The sequence below is a fragment of the Ruegeria sp. N7 genome, from assembly GCF_056531345.1.
This window is the reverse complement of sequence record NZ_JBQFLR010000010.1, coordinates 52838-76577: the sequence shown is the minus strand read 5'-3', so window position 1 is coordinate 76577 and position 23740 is coordinate 52838. Positions and strand designations below refer to the sequence as shown.

The 23740-nt window shown below is 57.6% G+C and carries 25 protein-coding genes and 1 pseudogene; 12 read left to right on the top strand and 14 right to left on the bottom strand.

What is annotated here, in order from left to right; all coding sequences use genetic code 11:
* Nucleotide 1 precedes the first annotated feature (1 nt).
* The gene (locus tag ACR0ES_RS12660) at nt 2–313 is read left to right on the top strand and encodes a hypothetical protein (RefSeq protein WP_480538291.1); all 312 of its coding nucleotides are present in this window, start codon (nt 2–4) and stop codon (nt 311–313) included.
* Here the strand turns inward: ACR0ES_RS12660 and ACR0ES_RS12655 are convergent.
* The 4 genes from ACR0ES_RS12655 to ACR0ES_RS12640 are packed head-to-tail and all read right to left on the bottom strand — an operon-like array spanning nt 310 to nt 3052.
* Complete coding sequence (locus ACR0ES_RS12655; RefSeq protein ID WP_209505128.1) at nt 310–603, bottom strand: 4a-hydroxytetrahydrobiopterin dehydratase; 294 nt, start codon at nt 601–603, stop codon at nt 310–312. The two genes, ACR0ES_RS12660 and ACR0ES_RS12655, sit on opposite strands and share 4 nt — an antisense overlap.
* The gene (locus ACR0ES_RS12650) at nt 600–1787 is read right to left on the bottom strand and encodes a GNAT family N-acetyltransferase (RefSeq protein WP_480870887.1); all 1188 of its coding nucleotides are present in this window, start codon (nt 1785–1787) and stop codon (nt 600–602) included. Before ACR0ES_RS12650 ends, ACR0ES_RS12655 begins: the two co-directional genes overlap by 4 nt.
* A 45-nt stretch (nt 1788–1832) precedes the next feature.
* Nucleotides 1833–2600: a glycerophosphodiester phosphodiesterase family protein gene (locus tag ACR0ES_RS12645; RefSeq protein ID WP_480773088.1), complete on the bottom strand. Its 768-nt coding sequence runs from the start codon at nt 2598–2600 to the stop codon at nt 1833–1835.
* Complete coding sequence (locus ACR0ES_RS12640; protein WP_480474299.1) at nt 2597–3052, bottom strand: RidA family protein; 456 nt, start codon at nt 3050–3052, stop codon at nt 2597–2599. Before ACR0ES_RS12640 ends, ACR0ES_RS12645 begins: the two co-directional genes overlap by 4 nt.
* A gap of 350 nt (nt 3053–3402) precedes the next feature.
* Here ACR0ES_RS12640 and ACR0ES_RS12635 point away from each other — a divergent pair, with 350 nt between their 5' ends.
* Entirely contained in the window at nt 3403–4173 is a 771-nt protein-coding gene (locus tag ACR0ES_RS12635) for an MlaA family lipoprotein (RefSeq protein ID WP_480476848.1), read from the top strand.
* Nucleotides 4163–4762, top strand: a complete 600-nt coding sequence (locus ACR0ES_RS12630) for an MlaC/ttg2D family ABC transporter substrate-binding protein (protein WP_480554371.1) — start codon at nt 4163–4165, stop codon at nt 4760–4762. The genes ACR0ES_RS12635 and ACR0ES_RS12630 overlap by 11 nt, the downstream gene beginning before the upstream one ends.
* A gap of 102 nt (nt 4763–4864) precedes the next feature.
* Here the strand turns inward: ACR0ES_RS12630 and fliP are convergent, their stop codons facing one another.
* From fliP to fliF, 4 genes are read right to left on the bottom strand one after another with little or no spacing between them, the layout of a single operon-like run.
* Nucleotides 4865–5596, bottom strand: a complete 732-nt coding sequence (gene fliP / locus ACR0ES_RS12625) for a flagellar type III secretion system pore protein FliP (RefSeq protein WP_480474301.1) — start codon at nt 5594–5596, stop codon at nt 4865–4867.
* Entirely contained in the window at nt 5596–5883 is a 288-nt protein-coding gene (locus ACR0ES_RS12620) for a FliM/FliN family flagellar motor C-terminal domain-containing protein (protein WP_267364617.1), read from the bottom strand. The genes fliP and ACR0ES_RS12620 overlap by 1 nt, the downstream gene beginning before the upstream one ends.
* Nucleotides 5876–6472, bottom strand: coding sequence for a FliH/SctL family protein (locus ACR0ES_RS12615; RefSeq protein WP_480518033.1), 597 nt, complete (start codon nt 6470–6472; stop codon nt 5876–5878). The genes ACR0ES_RS12620 and ACR0ES_RS12615 overlap by 8 nt, the downstream gene beginning before the upstream one ends.
* The gene (gene fliF / locus ACR0ES_RS12610; RefSeq protein ID WP_480870885.1) at nt 6472–8055 is read right to left on the bottom strand and encodes a flagellar basal-body MS-ring/collar protein FliF; all 1584 of its coding nucleotides are present in this window, start codon (nt 8053–8055) and stop codon (nt 6472–6474) included. Before fliF ends, ACR0ES_RS12615 begins: the two co-directional genes overlap by 1 nt.
* A gap of 118 nt (nt 8056–8173) precedes the next feature.
* On the opposite strand from fliF, the gene ACR0ES_RS12605 reads away from it, so the two are divergent.
* Genes ACR0ES_RS12605 through ACR0ES_RS12585 form a run of 5 tightly spaced genes read left to right on the top strand, consistent with a single transcriptional unit; the run spans nt 8174 to nt 12805 of the window.
* Nucleotides 8174–8671 (top strand): flagellar basal body-associated FliL family protein, encoded by a 498-nt coding sequence (locus tag ACR0ES_RS12605; RefSeq protein ID WP_480870884.1) that lies wholly within the window; start codon nt 8174–8176, stop codon nt 8669–8671.
* Nucleotides 8672–8680: 9 nt separating this feature from the next.
* Nucleotides 8681–9163, top strand: a complete 483-nt coding sequence (locus ACR0ES_RS12600) for a hypothetical protein (RefSeq protein WP_480538299.1) — start codon at nt 8681–8683, stop codon at nt 9161–9163.
* Complete coding sequence (locus tag ACR0ES_RS12595; RefSeq protein WP_480484556.1) at nt 9160–9744, top strand: MotE family protein; 585 nt, start codon at nt 9160–9162, stop codon at nt 9742–9744. Before ACR0ES_RS12600 ends, ACR0ES_RS12595 begins: the two co-directional genes overlap by 4 nt.
* 47 nt (nt 9745–9791) lie before the next feature.
* Nucleotides 9792–10661, top strand: coding sequence for a flagellar motor stator protein MotA (gene motA / locus ACR0ES_RS12590; protein WP_480484555.1), 870 nt, complete (start codon nt 9792–9794; stop codon nt 10659–10661).
* A complete protein-coding gene (locus ACR0ES_RS12585) occupies nt 10658–12805 on the top strand; it encodes a hypothetical protein (protein ID WP_480773084.1) in 2148 nt (715 codons plus the stop codon). The genes motA and ACR0ES_RS12585 overlap by 4 nt, the downstream gene beginning before the upstream one ends.
* A 58-nt stretch (nt 12806–12863) precedes the next feature.
* Here the strand turns inward: ACR0ES_RS12585 and ACR0ES_RS12580 are convergent, their stop codons facing one another.
* Together ACR0ES_RS12580 and betB are read right to left on the bottom strand one after the other, a co-directional pair.
* Nucleotides 12864–14231 carry an MmgE/PrpD family protein gene (locus ACR0ES_RS12580; protein ID WP_480870882.1) on the bottom strand — a complete coding sequence of 456 codons (1368 nt, stop codon included), beginning with the start codon at nt 14229–14231 and terminating at the stop codon, nt 12864–12866.
* A gap of 119 nt (nt 14232–14350) precedes the next feature.
* The gene (gene betB, locus ACR0ES_RS12575) at nt 14351–15805 is read right to left on the bottom strand and encodes a betaine-aldehyde dehydrogenase (RefSeq protein WP_480870880.1); all 1455 of its coding nucleotides are present in this window, start codon (nt 15803–15805) and stop codon (nt 14351–14353) included.
* 188 nt (nt 15806–15993) lie between these two features.
* On the opposite strand from betB, the gene ACR0ES_RS12570 reads away from it, so the two are divergent.
* Entirely contained in the window at nt 15994–16323 is a 330-nt protein-coding gene (locus ACR0ES_RS12570; RefSeq protein WP_480518051.1) for a hypothetical protein, read from the top strand.
* Nucleotides 16324–16326: 3 nt separating this feature from the next.
* Here the strand turns inward: ACR0ES_RS12570 and ACR0ES_RS12565 are convergent, their stop codons facing one another.
* Together ACR0ES_RS12565 and trhO are read right to left on the bottom strand one after the other, a co-directional pair.
* Entirely contained in the window at nt 16327–16839 is a 513-nt protein-coding gene (locus tag ACR0ES_RS12565) for a potassium channel family protein (protein WP_209505145.1), read from the bottom strand.
* A 65-nt stretch (nt 16840–16904) separates the two neighbouring features.
* A complete protein-coding gene (gene trhO / locus ACR0ES_RS12560; RefSeq protein WP_480870878.1) occupies nt 16905–17810 on the bottom strand; it encodes an oxygen-dependent tRNA uridine(34) hydroxylase TrhO in 906 nt (301 codons plus the stop codon).
* A 97-nt stretch (nt 17811–17907) separates the two neighbouring features.
* Between trhO and pncA the strand changes: the two genes are divergently transcribed.
* Nucleotides 17908–18501 carry a bifunctional nicotinamidase/pyrazinamidase gene (pncA, locus tag ACR0ES_RS12555; protein WP_480559277.1) on the top strand — a complete coding sequence of 198 codons (594 nt, stop codon included), beginning with the start codon at nt 17908–17910 and terminating at the stop codon, nt 18499–18501.
* On the opposite strand, the gene ACR0ES_RS12550 is transcribed toward pncA, so the two are convergent.
* Nucleotides 18498–19031 carry a hypothetical protein gene (locus ACR0ES_RS12550; RefSeq protein WP_480559275.1) on the bottom strand — a complete coding sequence of 178 codons (534 nt, stop codon included), beginning with the start codon at nt 19029–19031 and terminating at the stop codon, nt 18498–18500. The two genes, pncA and ACR0ES_RS12550, sit on opposite strands and share 4 nt — an antisense overlap.
* Nucleotides 19032–19195: 164 nt before the next feature.
* On the opposite strand from ACR0ES_RS12550, the gene pncB reads away from it, so the two are divergent.
* On the top strand, nt 19196–20488 hold the full coding sequence (gene pncB / locus ACR0ES_RS12545) for a nicotinate phosphoribosyltransferase (protein WP_480870877.1): 1293 nt from the start codon (nt 19196–19198) through the stop codon (nt 20486–20488).
* Between the two features lie 57 nt (nt 20489–20545).
* On the opposite strand, the pseudogene tnpA reads toward pncB, so the two are convergent.
* A pseudogene (gene tnpA, locus ACR0ES_RS12540) lies at nt 20546–20976 on the bottom strand (IS200/IS605 family transposase).
* Nucleotides 20977–21310: 334 nt separating this feature from the next.
* Between tnpA and ACR0ES_RS12535 the strand changes: the two are divergent.
* Nucleotides 21311–23665, top strand: a complete 2355-nt coding sequence (locus tag ACR0ES_RS12535) for a P-loop ATPase, Sll1717 family (protein WP_480870876.1) — start codon at nt 21311–21313, stop codon at nt 23663–23665.
* The last annotated feature ends 75 nt before the right edge of the window (nt 23666–23740 follow it).

The window sequence follows — 23740 nt, the reverse complement described above, 5'->3', positions numbered from 1 at the left end:
GATGAACAAATGGCTCGGTTTGACAGCGCTGGCGCTGGTTGCGGCCTGTGACGTGCCGCAGGCCCCGTTGGTGACAGGCCCGGACGGACAGGCCCGCATTCAGATCAACCTGTCTGGCCTGACCTGCTATGAAACCAAGTGTCTGGATATCAACCCGGCCGCGCGCAGTGTGCGCCAGATCGGAAACAAGACCACGGGTATTCCAAGGGCGATTGACGTCAGCGACGGCACTGTCACGCCTGCCGAGTTCCGGCAGATGGGCACTGCCGCATCGCTGGCTGGCGGTGAAGGGTCAGGCCGCAACGACCGCTAGCACAGACTGTCCATCTTGCGGGCCAGTTTGGCATCCAGCGAGGACAGGCCGCCCACATCATGGGTCGACAAGACAACCTCGACCGTGCGGTAGACATTGAACCATTCGGGGTGATGGTTCCACTTCTCGGCCCAGATTGCCACCTGTGTCATCCAGCCGAAGGCATGGACAAAATTGTCGAAAATGAAAGTCTTGGTGATCGCATCGCGGCCTTCAACCATGGTCCAACCGTTTTTGAACAGCGGATCCAGCAGCGGGCCACGGGTTTCGGTCGACAAGAGTTCGGTCATTGCTGTTCCTCCGGGTTCGATTTCCTGAACGGGCCGTAATCCGTCAGAATCTCGATCTCTTCTTCCACTGCGTGGCCTTCGGCGTCCAGATATTTCTTGACCGCATCAGCAAAACCCGGATCGCCGACCCAATGCAAGCTATGCGTGCGTGTTGGCAGGTACCCTCGCGCCAGCTTATGTTCGCCCTGTGCGCCTGCCTCGACCCGGGCCAGACCGTGAGCAATGGCAAAGTCGATTGCCCTATAATAGCACAGTTCGAAATGCAGGCAGGGATGATGTTCGATGCAGCCCCAATAGCGCCCAAAAAGGGTTTCCCGGCCGATAAAGTTCAACGCACCCGCAATGGGAAAGCCATTCCGTTCTGCCATCACAAGGGCCATGTCATCTGCCATTGTGTCCTGTGCAATATCAAAGAACTTCCGCGTCAGGTAGGGTGAGCCCCATTTGCGCGATCCGGTGTCCTGGTAGAACCGCCAGAACGCGTCCCAGTGTTCGGGGCGCAGCTGGTCACCGGTCAGAGTGCGGATCTCACCGCCAAAACCACAGGCCTGCGCGCGTTCTTTCCGGATAGTTTTGCGCTTGCGCGACGACAGCGCGCTCAGGAAGTCGTCGAAATCCGCATAGTTATCGTTCAGCCAGTGAAACTGCTGCGATCGGCGCAGCATCAGGCCCATCTGTTCGCCAGCAAGGGCTTCGTCTTCGGTACAGAAGGTCGCGTGAAGGGACGAGACCCGGTTGTCAGCTGCAAGCTGCACCGCCCCCTGAACCAGCGCCGACATACCGATCCGTTCATAGCCCGGACGCACCAGAAACCGCCGCCCGGTTGCCGGGGTGAACGGCACCGCGATTTGCAGTTTGGGGTAATACCGCCCGCCCGCGCTTTCATAGGCATGGGCCCAGCTGTGATCGAAGATGTATTCGCCCTGGCTGTGCGACTTGGCATACATCGGGGCCGCCGCGATCAGCATCCCGTCATGATAGGCCGTCAGGTATTGCGGCTGCCAGCCGGTGCCACGCCCTACCGAGCCGCTGTCTTCCAGCGCCAGCAAAAAGCGATGTGTGGTAAAGGCATCAAGCGGCCGCCCGCCATCGGCAGCTTCGGGGCAGGCGCAGGCATCCCACTCTGCCGCTGCAATCTGCGACAGAGCGCCCAGTACCTGAACCTCGATCTGTGCCTGATCCATATGTCCTCCGCGCCTGTCTTTTATCTGTGACCGCACGGAGGGGGTTCAAGTCGAATGCGCAGCCAAAAAGCCTTCGAAGGTCACATTGTCGGCAACCTTGCGGGCTTCTGCCTCCTGTTCGGGCGACCGGATTGTCCAACACAGGATCGGCACGCCCCGCGCCTTGAGTTCCGCCACGCGGGGGCGCGACAGGTCTGCGGCTTCGTGGCTGATGAAACTGGCGCCGACACGGTCGAAATCCGGGATATCGCGCAAGTGATCGCAGACGCTTTGCGGCAAAAGCTCGACACTGGGCTCATACGCGCAGGTCGTGATCCCGCGCGGCAGATGCGGGGCCAGCCGCGCCAGTTCAGCGACCGAGTTGGGATTGAAGGACATCAGGGCCACCGGGCCTTTGTAGCCCTGCAACGCGCGTACGGTGTCGCGTTCAAGCGCGCCCACCTTCGTGCCCATCGCCCCGTCCTGATCCTTTAATTCGATCAGCAACGGCACCCGGCCCGCGACAATTTCCAGCACATCATCCAGTGTCGGAATGCCGTCATCCCCATGCAGAAGCGGCGTGCCAGAGGCGGCCAGTGCCGTGACCTGCTGAATGGGGCCCGACTGCCCGGTCAGACGGGTCATGTCATAATCGTGAAAGACCATTGCCTGGTCGTCCGATGTCAGTTGAAGATCGATCTCGATCCCGTAGCCAGCTTCAATCGCGGCACGAATGGCCGCCCGGCTGTTTTCCGGGCGGTTCTTGGTAATGTCGTGCAGCGCCCGATGCGCAATCGGGGCCTGCAAAAACACATCTGGTAGGGGCGGCGTCATTCGATTTCGAAAATGCCTTCGATCTCGACCGCGACACCCAGCGGAAGCGACGCCGCGCTGACGGCGGAACGCGAATGGCGACCGGCATCGCCCAGCACCTCGACCAGAAAATCGGACGCGCCGTTGATCACCTGCGGCTGTGCCGTGAATTCAGCGGTCGAGTTCACGAATCCGGTCAGCTTGATCACGCGGACCAGCTTTTCGATATCGCCGCCGCAAGCCGCCTTGACCTGTGCCAGCAGGTTGATCGCGCAGACACGCGCCGCCGCAGCCCCGGCTTCGACATCCAAGTCATCGCCCAGTTTTCCGGTGATCAGCTTATCAGTCTTCGAGATCTGGCCAGATACATAAAGGATGTTGCCGACACGCACAAAAGGCACATAGTTGGCCGCAGGCGCGGGCGCGTCTTCCAGCGTTACACCGAGGCTTTCCAGTTTTGCAGCGATGCTCATTGCGAGGGTCCTTCCCTAATTTCAACTCAGCGGGACGCTAACCGGGAAGCACGGATTGGGAAAGACGGAAACCGGCAAATTTCGGCCTTCCTGCGATCTGAGCGTATCTTTACTGAAAACTCACTGTTGATCGACGGTCACTTTACCCCACCGTGATGAACAGGTTACACGCAAGGTGTTTCATTTAAGACCTGAAACGACTATGTGACTGCAACTTGTGCCACCCCGGCACGTGGATTTTGGTGGATTATTGATTGAATGTCCGGCGGGCGCATGTGCCGGGCCATTTAGGAGAAACAAAGATCGTGTCGAGCAGATTTCGCCTGAAACACCTTGTTTTACTGTCGGTCATGGCCCTTGTGTCCGCTTGCGCAACAACGCCGCCAGAGGGTGCCTTGCGCAGCGACGTGTTTGATCCGTACGAAAATGCGAACCGGGGAATTCACAAGTTCAATCTGGGTGTTGACCGGTTCCTGTTCCGTCCGGCCTCGAAAGGGTATGTCAAAATCGTTCCTGACCCGATGGTCACCAGTTTCAGCACTTTTGCCGAAAACATCTCGCTGCCCGGTCAGGCAGTTGACTACCTGCTTCAGGGCAATCCAAAACAGATGGGCAATGCTCTGCTGCGCTTTGTGATCAACATGACCGTCGGCGGCTTTGGCTTGTCCTCGCCCGCTGATGAGCTGAACCTGCCACCCGTTGACACTGATTTCGGTGAGACCTTGCATGTCTGGGGGGTTGGCGAAGGCGCTTATGTCGAGCTACCGTTCTATGGCCCGTCGACCCAAAGGGATGCGATCGGGGTTGTGGTCAACCTGTTCTCGAATCCGATCAATTTCAGCCCGACCCGCCCCGCCGACAATCTTGGCGTCTACGCCGAAATTGTGCGGCGCATGGGGGATCGGGGTCGGTTCTCGGATACTGTCGATTCCATTCTTTACGAAAGTGCCGACAGCTATGCGCAGGCTCGCCTGATCTATCTGCAAAACCGCCGCTTCGAACTGGCAAGAGATGACGAAGACGCCTATCTGGACTTGTATTCTGACCCCTATGCCGAAACCGGGACGGACCCGGTCAGGGACCCCTATCTTGACCCCTATGAGGACCCCTATGCTGAATAACGCGTTGAACCGTCGCCATTTTATCGCAGCCGGGCTTGCGCTGGCAGTGCTGCCCGTACCTGCCTTTGCCCAGACCGAGGCCGCCGCCAAGGCGCTTGTGACCAACGTGGTTTCCGACATCAACCGGGTGATCGAGTCGGGTAAATCCGAAAAAGCGATGCTGCGCGATTTCGAAAAGATCTTTGTTCAATATGCTGATGTGCCGATCATGGCGCGCTATGCGTTGGGTGCGGACGCCCGCACAGCCAGCCCGACCCAGCTGAAACAGTTCACCGCTGCATTTCAGGGCTATATCTCGCGTAAATACGGTCGCCGTTTTCGTGAATTTATCGGCGGTGAGGTCGATGTTCGCAATGCCCGCAAGATCAAAGCCGGGTACGAGGTTCGCACGTTGGTCAAGCTGCGCGGATCAGCCCCGTTCGACGTAACGTTCCTTGTTTCCGACAAATCAGGTCGGGACAAGTTCTACAACATGTTCATCGAAGGCGTGAATCTGTTGCTGACCGAGCGAACCGAAATCGGCGCGATGCTGGACGCCCGCAAAGGCAATCTGAATCAACTGATCTCGGACCTGAAAAAGACGGGTTAAGCCGTTTCCGGCACAAAAGTGTGCCGGACAGCTCGTGTTTTTGGAAGTTCAAGAGGGTCGGGTCTGCCTGACCCTTTCTCGTGATGCGCGTGCCTGACAGATTTACGGCATGTAGCTGCGAACCAACGCGCCTGCGATCAAAGCCCACCCGTCAGCGATTACGAAAAACGCCAGCTTGAACGGCAAAGACACGATGGCAGGTGGCACCATCATCATGCCCATCGACATCAATACCGCTGCAACCACAAGATCAATGATCAGAAAGGGCAGGAAGATCAGGAACCCGATCTGAAAGGCGCGCGCGATCTCGGACAGCATGAAAGAGGGCATCAACACCGATAACGGGGCCTGAGCTGACAGCTCGATCGCGTCACCGCCGGGGCGCAGGGCCGCCATTGCATAAAACGTATCTGAATCCAGCCGGTTCGCCATGAAGGTGCGAAACGGCTCTAACGCGCGTTCCAGCGCGGGCTCGACCGCCATGGTTTCTTCCATCATCGGGCGTATTCCCGCGGTCCAGGCCTCGGTGAACACAGGGTCCATGATGAAATAAGTCAGAAACAGCGCAAGACTGACCAAAAGCATATTCGGCGGTGATTGCTGAAGGCCAACACCCTGCCGCAGGATCGACAGCACGGTGATCAGAAACGGGAAACAGGTGATCATGATCGCCAGACCCGGAGCAACGCTGAGCACCGTGATCAACAGGATCAGCTGGATGGTGCGGGCCGAGATCGAACCGCCTTCGCCCAGCGACAGGGTCACATCCTGAGCCGCCGCCATCGACGGCAGGGACACCACTACAGCCAGACCCAGCCAGATCACATAGCGCATCAGCCGATTCCGTTTTGCAGATCCGCAATCTCGGTCAGGCGCACGGCCAGCTGCCCCGCCTGATCGCCCTCCATCTCCTCAAGCACCCCGCGCGCCACCAGCTGATCCCCGACATACAGGTCGACCGGGTCTTCGATCCGCTTGTCCAGAGTCAGAACCGCGTTTTCACCCATGTTCAGCAAATCCCGGATCAACGGGCGGGCGCGACCTACCGAAACGGTCACTTCAATCGGAACAGTTTCGAAGGGATTGGGTTTTTCGGTTTTCGGGAACTGGGTGTCATTCATTGGACAAAGCCTTTCTTGCCTCAAAGACGTATGCGTCAAATGCCTGTGCAATGGTGGACAGCAGGGTCGCGCAATCAATCTCGCGCCGGCTTGTGCCGACCTGCAATCGCGCCTGTCCGGGGGCCAGGCCAGGGTCTTCGATGACGCGCGGTGCGGAGTGCAGGGTCTGCGGCAGCAGGGATTGCACCGCTTGCGCGCACCCTTCCGGCACCATGATCTGCATCGGTTGTTCGATTTCCGTGCGCGCCATTTCGCAAAGCTGTTCGACGATCCGGGCGGCCAACCCGCGTTCGACCATGTCAGGCAATACGGTCTGAACCAGGCTTTCGAACATCGGTTCCAGAGACAATGTCATCCGGGTAAGCGCCTCGTGATAGGTGAAGGACATATCCTCGAGCGATCCCGCCAGTTCGGCCGAAACGCGGTCGCGGTTCTGTTCCTGCGCCTGCGCGGCGTCTTCCCAACCGGCGCCGTACCCGTTTTCGAACGCGGCAAGGCGTTGTTCCTCCAGCGTTTCCTCGTCCAGGTAAAGAACGGCTTCGGCGCTGGTCCGAGTGGTGAAATCCTCAAGCAGATGAGCGATGGACATCACACGCGCTCCTCACCTTCTTCAAGCCAGCTGCGCAGGATCTCGACCGTTTCTTCCTGCTTGTCGCCGATCATTGCGCGCAACCGATCAACCGGATCCCCGATGGCACTGACCCCAAGCACGGGAACGGCCCCTTGTTGGGGCAGCGGCGTGAACTCTGCCGTTCCGTCCGCCGCGATTTCACCGGTCAGGACCGACGGGGCCGGTGCCCCTCCCTCCGCGGCCGGCAACAGCGCCGGGACCATCGCGGGTTTCATCAGGATTGGACGGATCACGAACAACGCCAGCACCAGTGACACCAGCGCCAGCGCTGCCATCTGAATCAGTGACATGGCGTCCAGATGGATGTTTTGCCAAAGCGAAGAGGAAACCAGCGTGCCTTGCGGCGTGACCACTGGTAAATCCAATGATTTCAGCGTGATGACGTCCCCGCGCGCGGCGTCAAATCCCACAGCCGAGGCCACCAGTTCCTCAAGTGCGTCGAGTTCTGTTTGCGGCAGCGGCGTGAAGGATTCAGCGCCCGAGGCATCCACCGCCCGCGTTCCGTTGACCAGAACGGCAACCGTCAGGCGTTTGATCGCACCGGGGGCGGTGTGCACCTCCAGCTCGGTTTCGGAAACCTCGTAATTCACCCTCTCACGTGTCTGGGTCGCGGTCGAATTCGATTCGTCCCCCCCCGCGCCATCGCCGTCGGGCAGGTTTGAGGCCACGGTGACATCGGCTGACTGGTTGCGCGCGCTGTCGGAGCGTTCCTCGACATCTGTACTGATCGCCACCCTGCCCTTGGGGTCAAAGCGCCGCTCACGCAGGGATTCCGTCCTGGTTTCGGTATCGACGCTGACCTCGACAACGGCATTCCCCGTACCAACGCGTGCTTCGACCAGACGCAGAACCCGTTCCCGCAACTGCCGGGCTTTGTCATCTGCCGTATCGGCGGCCACGGCGGTGTCCTGCCCGCCAATCACGGACCCGTTCGAATCGATCACAGTCACGCTTTCAGGCGACAGACCACTAACGGCCGAGGCGACAAGAAACCGGATAGCCTTGGCCTGATCGCCGGTGATCTCGCCCCCCGAGGGCACCAGATAGACCGAAGCCGTCGGTGCGACGCTGCGCTGAAACGGATTGGCAGAGCCATTGGCGATATGAACGCGGGCCTGGCTGACATGCGGGCTGCCCACGATTGTACGCGCCAGTTCACCCTCTTTCGCGCGCCAGTAGGCGGCATCAAACATCTGGGAAGTGGTGCCGAAACCGTTCAGAGAATCAAGCAGTTCGTAGCCCTTGGTGCCGTTGGCAGGCAGACCTTCGCTGGCCAAAGTCATCCGCAGCTCGTCCCGCTGTGCGCCCGAAACGTAAATTGATCCGCCCCGAATCTCGTAGGCCACGACACGCTGATCCAGCGCACGCACGATATCCCCGGCGGCCCCGCTTTCCAGACCCGCGTAAAGCAGGGTCATCGAAGGCGCTGTCGCAAGGCGCGACATTCCGAGGATCCCGAGAAACACCAGTACAACCGCACCGGCAACGACGATTTGTTTACGCCTGTCCAAACTTGCCCAGACAGTTCCGATCTGCTGCACGCTCACCTCCGACTCGCCGACATTCTGCCCGGCGCATCCTCTGTTTGGACGATTGCCCTTAACAATCGGTTAGTCCCTGCGAGGTTATGACAGGACAGATCACAGGAATGAGGACGTCATGACCGACGCAACGGCTGAACAGGCGGAAGCCCCGGAAAAGAAGGGGAAAAAAGGAATGATCGTCGGGGTGATTCTGGCCATCGCCGGTGCCGCCGGTGGGTATTTCCTGACCTCGTCCGGGCTGCTGCCGCTGGGGAACAAGGCCGAGAAGGCGGAAAGCCATGACTTGGAAAAGGAAGAACCGGCCAAGGCATTGGCGGATGTTGCCTTTCTCGATTTGCCGCCGGTGATCGTTTCGGTGAATTCCGGCGGCGCGCGGCATCTGAAGTTTCACGCACAGCTTGAGGTTAACGCCCCGTACATGACTGACGTGGAAAAAATGCGACCGCGAATCATGGATGTCCTGAACGGGTATCTGCGGGCCGTCGAATTAATGGATCTTGAGGATTCACTGGCGTTGATGCGCATCCGGGGCCACCTGCTACGCCGCATCGAGATTGTCGTTGGCGAAGGTCGCGTGCGCGACGTGCTGGTGATGGAATTTGTTCTGAACTAGGAGGCGAAATTGGAGCTGATTGCGGATATTTTGCTGGTCGCCGGCGCCATGGGTGCGGGTCTGTATTGTTTTGTGCTGTCGCGCCGTCTCAAGCGTTTTGCCGATCTTGAAAAAGGCGTCGGCGGCGCGGTGGCGGTGCTGTCGACCCAGGCGGAAGAGTTGCGGAAATCACTGGATGATGCGCGCAACGCCTCTGATCAGTCAGGCGACCAGCTTAAGGCGCTGACGGGGCGCGCCGAAACGGTGGCACAGCGGCTGGAACTCATGATGGCGTCAATGCACGACGTCGTGCCCGAAAAAGACGCTGATCCCCAACCCGAGGCAGAGGTTTCAGAGACAAGTACCATCACCGAAGTTCCGGAGAGCGTGAAGCACGAAGGCAAACCCGAGCCGCAGGCCAGCGAAGCCGCTGCGCCCCAAGAACAGGCACGCGCACCTGAGGGGCTGATGTTCTTCCGGCATGACCGCAAGCAAGGCGAGGCGCAGGCATGAGCCGCCCGCGGATCAACACTCCCAACGCGCGGCCCCGCGGAGGGGTGCTTGCCGTGATCTCATTGCTGATGATCGGCTCGGCCGCTATCCGCATCGGACTGGAAGCCGGACCCGCCTTTGCCAAACCAGCCAAACCTGAGGCGGAACACGATGAACCCGTCCCGTCCGACACCCGTGACATGCAGGTTTTGCTGACAGAGCTTTTGCGCCGGGAAGAGCGTGTCAAACAAAAGGAAGACATGCTGCGCGAGCGGGAAAACGCTCTGGAAATCGCGGGTCAGGCTATCGAGATGCGCATGGCCGCGCTTGAGGAGGCCGAGGAGTCGTTGCGCACCACTCTGGCGCTGGCGGACAGGGCGGCGGAAAACGACCTGACGCGCCTGACCGATGTCTATCAGAACATGAAGCCGAAAGACGCGGCTGCGCTGTTCGAAACCATGGACCCGACCTTTGCCGCCGGGTTTCTGTCACGCATGTCACCGGATGCGGCAGCCGGGGTTCTGGCGGGGCTCAGCCCCGAAGCGGCCTATACGATCAGCGTTGTCATGGCGGGCCGAAACGCCTCGGCCCCTCAGGAATAGTCGCCCGTGTTCCCCGCAGTTGCAACACACATAGCCGGAGATCTCAGATGATTGGAATAGTTGGAATTGTCGTCATTTTCGTGATGGTCTTCGGCGGCTATCTGGCCGCTGGCGGCAAGATGACCATCATTCTAAAGTCGCTTCCGTTTGAGATGATGATGATCGGTGGTGCCGCGGTTGGTGCCTTTTTGATCAGCAACGACATCGGCGGCGTGAAACACACGATCAAGGACATGGGGAAGGTCTTTAAAGGCCCGAAATGGAAGCCCGAGGATTACCGCGACCTGTTGTGCCTGCTGTTTTCCCTCATCCGCATTGCCCGCGCCAATCCGGTAGAGGTGGAACAGCATATCGAAGACCCCGGCAGCTCGGACCTGTTTTCGTCCTACCCCAGAATTCAGGCCGACAAGGAAGCGGTTGATCTGATTTGCGACACGATGCGGTCCGCGGCGATGAATTACGACGATCCGCATCAGGTCGAAGAGGTTCTTGAGAAACGGATGGAAGCGAATTTCCACCATGCCCTGCATTCGAGCCACGCCTTGCAAACCGTGGCCGACGGCCTGCCCGCGCTTGGAATTGTCGCCGCCGTTCTGGGGGTAATCAAGACAATGGGGTCCATTGATCAGCCACCGGAAGTTCTGGGAAAACTGATCGGCGGCGCCCTTGTGGGTACGTTTCTGGGTGTCTTTCTGGCCTACGGTCTGGTTGGTCCCTTTGCGGCCAAGCTGAAATCCGTTGTCGAGGAAGACAACCACTTCTATCAGTTGATCAAGGAAGTTTTGGTTGCAAACTTGCACAACCACAATGCTGCTATGTGCATTGAGGTCGGACGCCAGAACACACCAACGCATAACCGCCCTGATTTCTCTGAGCTTGAGGATGCGTTGAAAGAGCTCAAACGGGCCGCGGCATGAGGCAAACCGCGATACTGGTTGCAGCATTGATCACACTTGCAACGGCCGCAACCTCTGAAGAGGTGACTGTGCGGTCCGGTGAACATGACGGCTACACCCGGCTGGTTTTCACCGTTCCACCGGATACGGGCTGGGTTCTGAGCCAACGCAAGAACGGCGCCAAGCTGGCAATTGACCTGAAGGGTGTCACATTTCGGACGGGTTCGGTGTTCGGGCGGTTGACATCAGATCGGCTGGCCGCGCTGTCGCAAGCGCAACCCGGTGGCGCGCTTGAGCTGGAATTCGGGTGCGACTGCACGGCGTCGGCGTTCCTGTTTCGAAACTCGATGATCGTTCTGGACATTGCGCCAGCAATAGCCCTGCCCCCCTTGCTTGCGGAAATCCCTCCGCCGACTCGAAAAAAACCGGCAGCGCCGAAAGCTTCTCCCGCGGAACACAAGCTTCTTTCCCAGCTGGACCTGCCGCTTCTGACCGGGAAGACGCACGGGATCAGGGATCAGTTGTCGACCCGTCTGGTGCAAGGGGCGGACCGTGAGCTGCTGGACCTGAATCTGGCACCTGTCGGACCGCGCCGTTCTGCCTCGTCCGAGGCCGTGACACCGTTACCCGGATTGACGTCGAACATACGCGTGACCTCGGTTCTGGATGATCTGCAGGAAATTCTGAACTCTGGTTTGCAGCAGATCGATAACAACCCGGTTTGTATCTCAACGGCTGAACTGGGCTTCACGACATGGTCCGGGACGCGCCCGTTTCCAGAGCAGGTGTCCGTCCTGCGCACCGCCCTGTACAAAGAGTTCGACCGTCTTGACGCGGAAAGCGCGCTGAAATTGGCAAAGCTCTATGCCTATAACGGCTTTGGGGCCGAGGCGCTGAAGGTTTTGCAGTTATTGACCCCCCCATCGGATGAGATTGACCGTGTTAAAGGGATTGCACGGCTGGTGGATGAGCGGCCAGCACAGGTTTCAAATCCATTCAGGGGCCAGCAACGGTGCAACAGCGACATCGCACTTTGGGCCGTGCTATCTGAGGGAAAGTTGGCACCTGATGCACATCTTGAAGCCATCGAACACAGCTTTGCAAAGCTGCCAGAGCATCTTCGCCGCCACCTTGGCACGCGGCTTTCGGATATCCTGACAGACGCGCAGGAACTGGAGGCCGCGCGAAGGATCATGCGTTCGGTCGACCGGATTGAGCAGAACCCGTCCCCGAACGCCACGCTGGCCCGTGCTGGCGTCGCCGAAGCCGAAGGCGACAGCGCCCTTGAAGAGGCGCTGTTGACCGAGGTCACGACCTCGGCCGTGGCCAAGAGCGAAGCGCCTTTGGCTTTGGCGCGGCTGGTGGAAAAGCGGTGGTCCGACCGCAAGACTGTGTCTTCAAGGGAACTTGAACTGGCCGCGTCTTACGCGATCGAGTTCCGGCGATCTGAACTGGGCCCGATGATGAACCGCACCCATGCGATTGCCCTGGGTCTGAGCCAGGATTTCGACAGCGCATTCGATGTGATCCAGTCTTTGCCAGACGGTTCGGACAGCAACAGCGCTTTCAACCGTCACCTGCAATTGCTGGCAGAGCGATCAGACGACCTTACCTTTTTGCGCCAGGTCACATTGGTGCAGCAGTCGGGCCGGGCGGCGGTGCTATCCACGGATACCGCGATTGCACTGGCCGAACGCCTGGCCGTGCTTGGCTTTGCCGATCAGGCCGTTGCGCTGGCAAACAGGCCTGAAGATCAGGCCCGGCGGTCAGAGCGTGCCCGTCTGCGCGCCCGTGCGGCGTTGTTGTCGGACCGCCCGCAACAGGCCATGCTTGAGCTGGCCAATGATACCTCGGACGAGGCGCTCGTCCTGCAGGCGCAGGCGTTGGACAAGGTGCAGGACTATGCGGCGGTGGCCGAACTCATGCAGAACCGCGGGCAACAGGAAGAAGCAAACCGATACCTATGGCTGGCCGGGTTACCGGAGGAAAGGATTGGGCCCTCTGACGGAAAGTACGCAAGCCTCAACCAAACCTCCGAGGCCCTTTTGGCCCCGCCGGTTCGCGTGTCAGGCAAGCCGTTGGCGGATGCGGGAAGCCTGCTGGAGGACAGTCTGGCAACGCGGCAGAGGATCGTCGAAATGCTGAACACGGTCAGGGTGGAGTGAGGTTTCCCAGCCAACCGGTCCAGTTGCCCGGATCGTTGCAGGCGGGACGGGGCGCGGTTCACGGTTCTGGTGGATCAAAAATCAGCGGTGTCAGGTCTGCATACCGCGCGCTTTTGTCCGGCCAACTAAGTATCACTTGACGGATGCGGTCGGCACGATCTTGTCCAAGCACGGGGGCCGCAAACTGCGTATACTTGGCGATGACATCGTCCCGTGACATGGGGGCCTCGGGGCCGCCGCGGGCATGAATATCACCGGATTTCAGAACACGGCCATCCGTTGCCGTGATCGTGACGTCTGCCCAGCGCCCTTCGGGAAACCGGACGCTGTGGTGTTCGCTTTCCGCGACCGTGATGCGGGACATCAGATTGGCAACCGCAGGATCAGACAGGCCAGCCCCTGAGATATGTTCAACGCCGATGCGCCCGTAAACGGCCTGAACTGCCACGGCAAATGGCAGCGAGTACTGCGCTTGCGAGGTTGTTTCGGGCAGCCCCGCAAAAAGGCAGGCCGCCTGATGAAAGCTGTTGATATGCAACGCTTCGATCTGCGCGCTGGTCAGGTCATGCGCGATCATGACAGCGCGCACGCCATCAATCGCGGCATGGGCCCAGCGACAGATCGGATAGGGTTTCACGTATTGATGTTCGACCTGCCAAAAGGTGCCCAGATCATTCCAGTAGGGTGTGACCTCTTCCGCCTCGATGGTGATGGCGGGCGCACCGGTAAAGCCGCGTTCGGCCAGAACAGCGGCGGACAGCCCCACCATCGCGCCCCAACCCGACCCGTCATGCAGCATTGTGGGGTTGGCAATCTCGCGCATCATCTGGCTGCGTGGACCGTGATATTCGGCAATTCCCATCGCCTGCCGCATCTGGTCGACAGAAAATCCGCGCAGGCGCGCCGCCATCGCAACCACGCCAAGCGCGTTCCAGGCACCGGATGTGTGGTAATCGCTGACACTTGCGTGCAGCGACAGGCCCGCGCGCCCGGCCACCTCGTACCCGGCAACGACCGCCGCCAAAGCCTCGGGTCCGGTCAGATTCGGGCAATGTTCGGCCAGTGCGGCCAGCGCTGGCAACACGACCACCCCGATATGGCCCTTGGTGGGGTTATATCCGTCGTGACCGTCCAGATTGTCGGTTTGCGTGGCGGCAGCATAGGCAGCACCCGCCATGCTGACGGTGCGGCCATCGAACAACATCCGTGCGCCATATGCAGGATCGGTACTGGCATAAAGCAATGCCGCCGTGTCCCGCGCGATCACGCCTGCCTGCATCGGGCCGGATGCGATCAGGATCCCCATCGTGTCGAGCATCATCAGCGCCGCAGCCTCTAGTGCGCTTTCAGGCATGTCCGAGGCCGCGCGGGTCAGCGTGAAATCGGCAACCCTGGAAAATGTATTTGTCTGCGGGTTATGCGTCATGAGAGCTCTCCTGTCGGGCGGGGCCGGTACAGGAAAGTCAGCCACAGGTAAGGGCGGGCTTGTACTCTGTTCCCGACGCCAAATGTCGGGAACAGAGGAAAACGAACGAAGAAAAGACCCTAGTAAGGGGCTTCGACGTCATTCATGGAAACGTAGACTGTTTTCATTTCCGAAAAATGGTTGATCGCCAGCTTCGAGTTCTCACGTCCGACACCCGACATCTTCGATCCCCCAAACGGGGCTTCGACCGGGGCAAGGTTATAGGTGTTGATATAACAGGTTCCCGCCTCGAACCCGGCCACAACACGGTGCGCGCGGGTCAGGTCATTGGTGAACACGCCTGCGGCCAGACCAAATTCGGTGTTATTGGCACGGGCCATGACCTCGGATTCCGTGTCGAAATCCAGCACCGACATGACGGGGCCAAAGATTTCCTCGCGCGCGATGGTCATGTCATCGGTCACATCAGCAAAAACGGTTGGCTGCATGTAGAAACCGCCGCCTTCGATCCGGTTGCCGCCAAAGACCAGCCTTGCGCCCTCGGCCCTGGCTTTGTCGACGTAGCTCAGCGCGATGTTCAACTGGTTTTCGCTGACCATCGGACCAAAGCTGACGTCCTCGTCCATCGGATCGCCGATTTTGGCGTTGGCCAGACGTTCGGACAGGCGTTTCAGGAAGGCATCCTTGATCCCTTTTTGCACAAAGACGCGGGTACCGTTGGAACAGACCTGGCCCGATGAATAGAAGTTGCCAAGGATCGCGCCGGACACCGCGTTTTCGATGTCGGCATCGTCAAAGACGATCATCGGAGATTTGCCGCCCAGTTCCATGGTCACGTGCTTCATACCGTCAGCCGCCGCGGCATAAACCTTGCGGCCTGTCGGCACCGATCCGGTCAGCGAGACCTTGGCCACACGCGGATCGGTGACCAGCGCGGCGCCTACCTCGCCATAGCCCTGAATCACGTTGTAGACACCCTTGGGCGCACCGGCCTCAACCAGAATCTCGGCCACTTTCAAAGCCGAAAGGGGCGTCGTTTCCGAGGGCTTGAAAACCATAGCGTTGCCGCAGGCCAGCGCCGGGGCACCTTTCCAGCAGGCAATCTGCGTGGGATAGTTCCACGCCCCGATGCCGACGCAAACGCCCAGCGCCTGACGGATGGTGTAGACGAAATCGCCACCGCCCAGCGGAATATGCTCGCCGGTCAGAGAGGCGGCCAACCCGCCGAAATACTCCAGCGCGTCCGCACCCGATGTGGCGTCTGCCACCGTAGTTTCCTGAATCGGTTTGCCGGTGTCATGGGTTTCCAGAACCGACAGGTCGTAGTTGCGGTCGCGCATAATGTCGGCCGCGCGGCGCAGAATGCGGCCGCGTTCTGTTCCGGTCAGTGCGGCCCAAGCTGCCTGAGCGGTTTTCGCGCTGTTCAGAGCCTTTTCTACAATCGCCGGTGTCGCCGAATGCAGACGGGCAATCACCTCGCCGGTAGCGGGGTAGATCACGTCAATGGCCGCGCCATCGGTATCCTCGACATAGGTGCCGTCGATGAAATGGCTGGCCTTGGGCTGAAACTTCATACCGTGTCCTTTTCGCTCGACCCCGTCCGGGCGGGGCATTTGGTCATTTTGAATCGGCCCTAATGGTTATTGACTGGCCAGTCAATAAAATCATCCAAGCGGCAAGGTCACGCCTGCCACCGCGCACAAATCTTGCAATTCTTTGGTTAATGTTCTATATATGTTCCACATAGTCAGAGGACAAACCGATGACCCAGCACATGCGCCACGCGGCCCTGAACGGGCCAAACAATGACTACCACCTGCTTCCGGTAACAGACCGGCAGATGCGATATGCGCGCGCCATTGCCGAGAAATCAGCGCTTGAGATCCCGGTCGAAGTTCAACGTGACAGGCGATTGTTGTCCGACTGGATTTCGGCCCACAAATCATGTGGCACCTCGCAATTCGACAATTACCCGACGGGCAAGCAGGTGGCGTTCGCTGAACGGATTTCACGCAGCAAGCGTCGCCCGATCCCGTCCGAGTGTTTTCGAGACAAGAAAATGATGTCCCGCTGGATTGACCACAACAGATAACCCTTATTTAGGGTCTTCTGGCGCATGATTGCGGGTATATAGCGCAACCGCAGCCGCAACAAACATTCCCAGCAGAATGTAACCGGTCACAGCCTCGGACACGGCAAGCCCGCGGCACAGGCCGGTCGGGGACATGTCGCCATACCCGACCGTGGTGAAGGTGACATATGAGAAATACAGGACATCCCCCGGACCCTGCGCCCCGACCACACAATTATCGTTGTACCCAAAAGCTCCGTAGACGGCGGCGAACAGGAACGGGACGACCTGGATGAATGACACACCCATCAGGAACAAAAGCCGTCGCGGCGATGTAACCTGGGTCATGTAATACCAGGATTGCGACACCAGCCAGATCAGCAGGCCAACCGACGCGATTGTTCCGATCATGTCACCCGCAGCGGTTTCGTTAAGACGCGATAGCCCGAACCAGGCAAGAAAACTTGTCAGAACCAGCCCCAATGCAGCAATCAGGGTCGATTTCCATTCTTCCAGAGTTGTGGGTTTGCGGTGCATGAACGCCCTCTCAGCCTAGTCTGACGGTGATCATCCGACCTAAAGCAAGGGCCTGCAACCCGCTTTCAGTCCTGCCGCAAATGCGGCTCGCCCCGCTTGCGCGCAAGCACTATCTGCTTTTGCCGTTCACGAAAGCGCATCTTGTCAGCCTCGGAGGTCTCGTCGATGCATTGGTGACAGGACACGCCATGTTCATATTCGGGGCGTTTCATATCCTCGGGCAGGATCGGGCGACGGCAGCCATGGCACAGCTTGTGCGGCCCTTCAACAAGGCCGTGGCCAACTGAGACGCGGTTGTCGAACACAAAGCAGTCACCCTGCCACGAGCTGTCTTCGGATGGCATCTCTTCAAGATAACGCAGGATGCCACCTTTGAGGTGATAGACATCCTCGACCCCCTGCCCCAACAGGTAATTGGTGGATTTCTCGCACCGGATGCCGCCGGTGCAGAACATGGCAACGCGCTTGTTGTGAAAGCGATCTTTGTTCGCCTCCCACCAGGCCGGAAATTCGCGGAAACTGGCTGTTTCAGGGTCTATTGCACCTTCAAACGTGCCGATCGCCACTTCGTAGTCATTGCGGGTGTCGATCACCACGACATCGTCCGAACGGATCAGATCGTTCCAGTCCTGCGGGTCGACATAGTTGCCGACACGGGCGCGCGGATCGACATCCGGCTGACCCATGGTCACGATCTCTTTCTTCAGCCGCACCTTCATCTTGCCGAAAGGCGGATGGTCCGAGGTCGCCTCTTTCCACTCCAGATCCGAGCAACCGGGCAAGGCTCGGATATGTGCCAATACCGCATCGATTCCGGCGCGTGGACCTGCGATGGTGCCGTTGACACCTTCCTGCGCCAGCAACAACGTCCCGGTGACAGACTGCGCGCGGCACAGGTCAAGCAACGGTTCGCGCAGTGTGACGGGGTCTGGGAATCGGGTAAAGTGATAGAGGGCAGCGATCGTGTACATATGCGCGATCTACCCCCGCAAACCCGGAGTCGCAAGGGATTGCATTGACGCCCCGGCCCCGGCCCCCTACCGATAAGGCAGTTATACGGAGGCCGCCATGACCCATGCCCTGCTTGTCATCGATGTCCAGAACGATTTCTGCCCCGGCGGTGCCTTGGCGGTGGCCGGAGGAGACGAAATCGTCGCGTCTATCAATACCATGATGGAGGAGTTCGACGCCGTGATCCTGACGCAGGACTGGCATCCGGCGGGGCATTCTTCCTTTGCCAGCTCGCACAAAGGCAAAAACCCGTTCGAGCTGATCGACATGCCTTATGGCCCGCAGGTGCTGTGGCCGGACCATTGCGTTCAGGGCTCAAACGGTGCTGCGTTTCACCCCGAGTTGCGCACCGATGGCGATTTGATCCTGCGCAAGGGGTTTCGCAGTGGCATCGACAGTTATTCCGCGTTCTTCGAAAATGACCATCAGACGCCAACAGGCCTGAAAGGCTATCTTGAGACCCGAGGCATCACCCGTTTGACACTGGTTGGATTGGCGACCGATTTCTGCGTTCACTATTCGGCTGTAGACGCTGCCCGGTTGGGCATTGATGTCACAGTCCGGATGGATGCCTGCCGCGCGATTGACATGGACGGATCACTGGCTGCCGCCGAGCAGGCCATGCGCGACGCCGGTGTTACGCTGGCCTAAGGTGTCGCCCCGGCAGCTGCCAGCAGTTTGATCGTCACAAACAAAACAACGGCCAGCCCAAACGCCAGCCCGATACGCCCCGAAATAGAACGCCGACGGTCCGAAACGGGTTGCTGTTGCTGTGGCGGCTGTTTGCGCACCTGACGCGTACGCACGATCCCGGCCATGGGCTGCGCCATCCGAATGTAATGCAGAAAATCCCACAGGTTGAATTCGCCGCAATACTCCCCCTGAACGCCGCGCGATTTTATGTTCTCAAACAGAGAACGCAGAATCCTGACCCGGTCCACCTGATCTTCGGCCGGAAACACACCGGGCACGATGCCGCTGTTCCGCGACTCGAGGCTGAACCCGGCATCCAGGAAAATCTTGCGGATTTTCGGCGATGTTCCCCGTAGCGCATCTGCTGTTCTGATGTCGCGAAACACCGCACACACCTGGCGTTCCACATCAGAGTCTGACCCCAGCTTCTCCGGGTCAATTTCGTTCAGTGCTACATTAACAATATCAAAATCGTACTCGAGACCCATTCACAAACTCAGTTTCGTCTTTCCATCCCCTTCTCTCACTAACCGGCGAAAACAATGCACAATATGCCCGTATTGTGACGTCATGCTGGCATTGTCACCAAATCAGCGACTCTTGCCATTCCCGTTGTCGATTGATCTAACTACGGAAATCGCAGGAGTTCCCCATGGTCGACATCGCGACCCGCGTCTACAATCATAAATGGAAGATTGACCCGATTGTCCGGTCTTTAATCGACACAGACTTCTACAAACTGCTGATGTGCCAGTCAGTGTTTCGAAACAAGCCCCAAACAAATGTGGTGTTTTCCCTGATCAACCGGTCGAATCACGTGCCTTTGGCCCGTTTGATCGATGAAGGCGAGCTGCGGGAACAGCTGGATCATATCCGTTCGCTTAGTCTCAGCCGGGGGGAAAGCACCTGGCTGCGGGGCAACATGTTCTATGGAAAACGCCAGATGTTCCGTTCCGATTTCATGGAATGGTTCGAGAATATGCGCCTGCCGCCCTACCACCTTGAACGCAAAGGCGATCAGTATGAACTGACCTTCGAAGGCAAATGGCACGAGGTCATGTTGTGGGAAATTCCGGCGCTGGCGGCGCTGATGGAACTGCGCTCGCGTGCAGTGCTGAACGACATGCGTCGGTTTGCGCTACAGGTGCTATATGCCCGCGCGATGACCCGCGTATGGGAAAAGATCGAAAAGCTGAGCACGATCAACGGTCTGGGGATTGCCGATTTCGGCACGCGGCGACGGCATTCCTTCCTGTGGCAGGACTGGTGCGTGCAGGCAATGATCGAAGGGCTTGGCCCCGCGTTTACCGGAACATCAAACTGTCTGATCGCGATGCGGCGTGAGGTTGAGGCCATCGGCACCAACGCGCATGAGCTGCCGATGGTCTATTCCGCGCTGGCCGACACCGATGCCGAACTGGCGCAGGCCCCTTATGACGTTCTCAGCGATTGGCATGACGAACATGACGGTAATCTGCGCATCATTCTGCCCGATACCTACGGCACCAAGGGCTTTCTGGACAACGCGCCCGACTGGTTGGCGGGCTGGACCGGTATTCGCATCGACAGCGGCGACCCGGCCACCGCCGCCGAGGTGGCCATCGACTGGTGGAAAGCGCGCGGTGAAGACCCGACCCAGAAACGGATCATTTTCTCGGACGGGTTGGATGTGGACAAAATCCAGGAATTGCATGCGCAGTTTGCCGACCGCACCAAAGTATCCTTTGGCTGGGGTACCTTGCTGACCAACGATTTCCGCGGTCTGGTTCCAAATGACTCGCTGGCACCGTTCTCATTGGTCTGCAAAGCCGTATCCGCCAATGGACGCCCGACGGTAAAGCTGTCGGACAACCCGGAAAAGGCGATGGGCCCGAAGGACCAGATCAAACGCTATAAGCGGGTGTTTGGCGTTGGCGCTCAGGAGGCGATCGAGGTGATTGTCTAAGCCAAGGCACAATATCAAACACTTAACCTCAATTCATATGATGCCGGGACTAAACGACTACAGACTGGCGTCGGCGGGATCGGCGATATGGTTTTCGAGGTATTGCAGCACGATGTTTTCGGTGATGGCGCCGTTGGTGGTTGAGAAATACCCCCTGCCCCAGAACCGGCGTCCACAGTAGCGACTGCGCAGCGCGGGAACTTCCCGTTGCACTTTGTGAGACGAACGGCCCTTCATCTTGCGCACCAGACCCGAGATGGCAATCTTCGGCGGCACCGACACGAACAAATGCACGGGATCGCTCAACAACACCCCGCGCAAGATGTCGACCTCGTTCTCGTGGCAGACCTGACGGACGATGGCGCGCACCCGCAGGCGCACCGCACCGGTCAGCACCTTATAGCGATACTTGGTCGACCAGACGATATGGTACGGTGATAGAAAACGCAGTGCTTGCCAATATCATAACACGATTCTCCGCACTGAATCGGGCCCGACCGGAAGTCGAAGGGTTTGCGTCAAAGCGTGGATACTGAAACTTGTGGTGCACCTAAAGGGAGAAACCTCGAACCGCATATTCCATTCTCTGGCGCAATGGGAGAAGGCGCTCAAGGGTGCGTTCTAAGTTCGGCATCTAGGTTTGTAGCATGCCCAACCTAAACGACGGCGTAAGTTGCTGTGCCGCCGTTTAGGTTGCCACCACATAAGATGCAGGCAACATGTAAGTTCAATTACTACAACAAAAAATGTCGGTACCGCTTGCTGCCTTGGCACGATTTTGTCATTCTACCTGAAGTGGTAGAAAAGATTTGAGCAGCTAACATGTCCACGGAAAAACCTTCGGCCTTTGTCGCGTACACGTCTCGTGATGGTGATTTGTCAGATACAATTCTGACAGGAGTGAGGAAGGCCAACGCAGCAGACGGCTGCCCCACCCGATTTGAGCCTTGGGAATTCAACGATATCTCAGGTAAGAATTTGATTTCCCCAATAATCGAAGGGATCGACGCATCACCGTTCGTCGTAGCGGACATTACCTACCTCAACCTCAATGTTGTCTATGAGGTGGGTTTTTCGATTGGAAGAAAGAAGAAAGTTCTTCTCATAAGAAGCAACCAGATCGAAGGTGATCGGGAGATCGCTAAGGCAGTGGGTATCTTCGACACAATCGGCTATAAATCTTACGGTTCTGATGACGACCTGCGTAACAAGCTTACCAGTTACGTTTCTGAGGACCCTTTGCCCTTTGAGGCCACGGTGAACCACAAGGCACCAGTGTATGTCCTGCCGAACAATGGTGGATCGGAGGCCTCTTCCTACCTGATAAGCAGAGTAAAAAAAGCGAGATATCGCTTTAGATCATTCTCATCGACCGAAGACATTCGACTATCGGCTACAGATGCCATTTCTCAAGTAGCCCAGTCTGCAGGTGTCATAGCGCTTTTAGACGACCGCAATATCGAACAGATGATTAGAGCCTTGTTCATCGCAGGTTTGGCGGATGGAATGAACAAACCTCTGCTGCTGGTTGCGCCTTACATGACTGAAATCCCTCTGGATATCAGAGATCAAGTAAAAACCTATAAAGACAAAACCGACATCGCAGACATCGTCGCTGAGTTCTGCCCAGAAATAAACGCGAAGCAGCAAGAGTCTTCACCACCCCCAATCACAGCACCCAACTTGCTTGGAAGAGTCTCTGTGGGCGACCCCACTGCAGAGAACGAAATGACTACCCTCGAGAATTATTATCTTCAAACTGACCAGTACCTAAGAGCGTCTCGAGGAGAGGTGAACCTAGTCGTAGGTCGAAAAGGCTCTGGAAAAACGGCTCTATTTATCAGGCTACGGGACACCACGCGGGCCGATAAACGCAATATTGTGGTGGATCTAAAACCAGAAAGTTACCAACTTTTAAAACTAAAAGACGAGATACTCGAGCACCTCGCCGATGGGTCGCGACAACACTTGATCACTGCATTCTGGGAGTATTTGATCCTACTCGAAGTGACCTACAAGCTTCTCGAAAAAGATCAGCATTCGTACAGATTCAATCATCAAATCAGAGATGAATACGAAGAGCTTGAACAAATCTACAAGGGTAGCAAAGGCGTCTCAGAAGGCGATTTTTCCGAACGCGTAATGCAATTATCGCAGCACCTTGCTGAGAACTATTCTTCAAAAGTAAGCAACGATAATGGTGGGAAAATCACGGCGGAGATTCTGACCGAAATACTATACAGCCATAATTTGAAAGCGCTGAAAGAAGCAGTTTCAAAGTACTTGGACCATAAAGAGAACGTTCTGGTTCTTTTCGACAACCTCGACAAGAGTTGGTCTACCATAGGTGTAGATACGATCGACGCGGTCACACTTCGCTGTCTGATTGACGCTGGTCGTAAAGTCGAGAGAGATATGCAAAAGCGCGGACATGTATTCCGGTGCATAGTCTTCGTTCGGAACGACGTATATCAGCACTTGATGGCCAATTCACCCGACTACGGCAAAGAAATGCGGGCCACATTGGACTGGAATGACCCCGATCTTCTTCGAGAGCTGCTAAGGCTTCGGCTTGTTTCTAACCTAGATGACGATTTTGAAAATGCGAGTTTTGCGGACATTTGGGCCGCGATTTCCATTTCTCACGTCTTCGGAGAAGAGTCGTCCAGTTTCTTGATAGATCGGTCGTTAATGCGACCTCGCAATGTACTGAAGTTGCTCAGTCACGCACGGGCGTTTGCCGTCAACTTTCGTAAAGAAAAGATCGACCAAGAAGACTATTTCAAAGGTCTCAAGGCATACTCGCAGGACTTGCTCGTGGAACTAGATCGTGAACTTAGCGACGTATTTCCTGAGGCCAAAGAGTTGCTGTACTACTTCTTGGATAGCAACTCTAAACTAGACAAAGACCAACTGCTTTCAATTGTACTCGAAGCTGGCATTCCAGAGGACAAGTTCGAAGCCATTCGAGATTTCCTTCTATATCACGGGGTACTGGGCCTCTCTCTGGAAGAGAAGGACCAGTACATTTTTGATGTGCGGTACGATCTGAAACAGATTCTTATCCGACTAAGGCGCCTGGGTGATGATGCTCGTTTCGTGTTGAATCCGGCTTTCGCTCCGGCTCTCGAAATCAAGGATCAAATGTTTGACCAACAAGCCGCCCTTCCAATTTGAGCTTTGACTTCACATAGTACTCTCCGACTAACTGACCTTTGATTTTGGCTAAGCAAAACTTGCTCAGCCCTAATC